This window comes from Tateyamaria pelophila, from assembly GCF_019966495.1.
Taxonomy (GTDB): Bacteria; Pseudomonadota; Alphaproteobacteria; order Rhodobacterales; family Rhodobacteraceae; genus Tateyamaria; species Tateyamaria pelophila.
In genome coordinates this window covers 1-2,500 of the sequence record NZ_JAIMIA010000264.1, presented here as the reverse complement: position 1 = coordinate 2,500, position 2,500 = coordinate 1, and the positions used below count along the sequence as shown (strand labels likewise).

Below are 2,500 nucleotides of genomic sequence, written 5' to 3'. Positions count from 1 at the left end.
TCTGTGGCAAGCCAGACCCGCTTGGCTGAGCGCAGCGCCTCACGAATGGCTTTGAGCTTGGCCGCTTTGTTTCCACCCTTTGCCGGTCGTGTGCCGTAAAGTTCGTCGGGGCGCAGCAGGACCGGGGACCAACGCTTCCATTCCGGCACCACATCCTCTGGTTCAAGCAAGTCAAACAAATGCCCCTCGGCGGGTAGAACCATGCCGTAGCGAGACCCAATGGCGGCGCGGACGTCTTTCGCCTGGCTGGTCTTCTCGGTGATGACGATCTGATCGGCCATGACGCACTCGTTCGGAATTCAATGTTTTGCAATACTAGAACGTAAAGTGAACAGATGTCATTCACAAATTGGCCTGTGGCGAGACCTCGCAATACTGCGGCGGAACCGCAGCCTCATAATCCATGAGAATTGCCATTAGGCCTCGGTCAGAGACCAGAACCCATATTTTGGGCCATGCTAACTTTTCAACTGGGCGAGATAGGCGTCGTGGGTTTGAGTTAACCGAAGTTCTCGATTCTCCGGGCAAGCTCGGCACACACGGCCAGATTCTCAGTCGCATATCTTGGCGACCATACACTGGCTGCACTCACCGTCCGATCCGGTATGAAGGCGGCAACCGCAAAAACAGAAAAAATCGGATCAACAAGTTTGTTTAGGTGAACGAAATTCAGCCCAAAAATCGCGCAGAGCTTGCCACTGAGACCAGAAACCCCACTCCTGACACCAAAGCAACCGCACGACTTGCTCAGATGGCTTGATTGGTGCGTGAAACGGCCGCAATATACTTGGGGAATATCGGGTAAATTCTGATCGCATTGGACAAACATTTCTTATGATCCACTCTCCGTTTATGGCCATTCTTGCTTGTATCGGTCTGGGCTTGCTCACCGCTTGTTCCGCTCCTTTTGAGAATACCGCGCAGCCTTCAGTATCTCAAGAACCCTACGGACCGGTGGTTGATGGTGACATTACAATCCCTGCCGTTCCCCCCCAGTACCTTCAAGACCCTAACCGTCGAACCGAAGTTCGGTATAGCGGCTTGGAAAAGCCTGGTACCATTGTCGTCGATCCCTACGCAAAGTTTCTCTATTTTATTGAAGCGTCTGGACAAGCCACTCGATATCCCATTGCCGTCGGCAGAGAAGGACGTGGGTTTAAAGGACGCGCTACCATTAAGCGCAAAGAAAACTGGCCAGGCTGGGCGCCGACCAAGAATATGATCCGTTCCGAGCCGGAGTATTATGCTGCCTTCGCTCGAGGTATCCCGGGCGGAATTGCCAGCCCGCTCGGCGCCCGCGCCTTGTACCTGTACCGCGGAGGGCGTGATACTCTGTTCCGCATTCACGGCACGAACAACTTGAAGTCGATTGGCAACGCCAACTCTGCTGGTTGCATCCGCCTGTTTAATCAGGATGTGATCCACCTGTTCGAACGCACGCCAATGGGCACAGAAGTGGTGGTTCGGACTTACGAGGAATCTGTCGTGGCGGAAGGTGTGGAATTGGCCAACCGCGGTGTGGAACTGCCACCGACCTTTGTAGATCCAGACGAAATATACGCAGCCGTCGAGGCCGAAAAACTAAGAAGAGCCCAAAGCCAATAGTATAACAATCGAAAGAGCCGAAAGAGATGCCGTAATAGGGCTTTACGTGAATCGTCACTGTTTCGGCATCTTGATGTGCACCAATTCTGCGGCTGCGGATCGAACTGCGTGATGAGTTGGCGGTCTTGGAAAAGCTGCTGCGTGATATGGCCAGACAGGATACGGCGTGCGAACTGATGATGACGATTCCGGGTGTCGGAGCAATTGGTGCGCTGACGGTACGTTCGGCCATTGACGATTCCTCCCGTTTCCGATCCTCACAAGATGTCGGCCCCTGGGTTGGGCTGACCCCGCGGCGCGAACAGTCAGGAGAGCGTGACATCACCGACCACATCACGCGAGCGGATGACGAAGCGCTACGCACAAGCACCTCGTCCAGGCGACCTCACCGGAGGTCAAGGAACTGCGCTCGGAGGCGACCGCGCTCAAGGAAGTCGTTGCCGACCTGACCTTGGAAAATCGCCTGCTCAAAAAAAGCATGATCGGGGATCTGGAGCGGCAGATCGCCGCCTTCGTCGACTATTACAACAACGAGCGCTACCACGAGAGCCTCGGCAACCTGACGCCCGCCGACGTCTACTTCGGCCGCGATGAGCACATCCTGAAACAGCGAGAGGAGATAAAACGCAAAACCATGCTCAAGCGGCGCTTGCGCCACCAAACTGAAAACGCATAAACTCAATCAAGGATGAGCCAGAGCCTCCAATAACGAAACCGCTCTGATGTCCCAATTTATCTGAAGACGGACAATAAAGAAGGGCACTTCGTTTCCAAGCCCCTGCTTGGTCAAAAACCGCTCACTTGAAATCACCTTTAACCCGACATTCCCCAAGTGGCCTGCCATCTGACGCGAAGATCGCCTGATCAGGCCTGCGGATCAAGTATCTTTTACCTC

3 protein-coding genes and 1 pseudogene are annotated in these 2,500 nt (G+C 54.4%); 3 read left to right on the top strand and 1 reads right to left on the bottom strand.

Annotated elements, in window-relative coordinates; translation table 11 throughout:
- The coding region (locus LC354_RS27435; protein WP_263289655.1) for a toprim domain-containing protein at positions 1-281 on the bottom strand (281 nt) is incomplete at its 3' end.
- Between the two features lie 553 nt (positions 282-834).
- On the opposite strand from LC354_RS27435, the gene LC354_RS27430 reads away from it, so the two are divergent.
- The 3 genes and pseudogenes from LC354_RS27430 to LC354_RS27420 form a co-directional block, all read left to right on the top strand.
- Positions 835-1,605 carry a L,D-transpeptidase gene (locus tag LC354_RS27430; RefSeq protein ID WP_223429099.1) on the top strand — a complete coding sequence of 257 codons (771 nt, stop codon included), beginning with the start codon at positions 835-837 and terminating at the stop codon, positions 1,603-1,605.
- Between the two features lie 146 nt (positions 1,606-1,751).
- Positions 1,752-2,054, top strand: a complete 303-nt coding sequence (locus tag LC354_RS27425; protein ID WP_223429100.1) for a transposase — start codon at positions 1,752-1,754, stop codon at positions 2,052-2,054.
- A pseudogene (locus tag LC354_RS27420) lies at positions 2,054-2,281 on the top strand (integrase core domain-containing protein); the annotation flags it as partial. The gene LC354_RS27425 and the pseudogene LC354_RS27420, both read left to right, overlap by 1 nt.
- Positions 2,282-2,500: the final 219 nt, after the last annotated feature.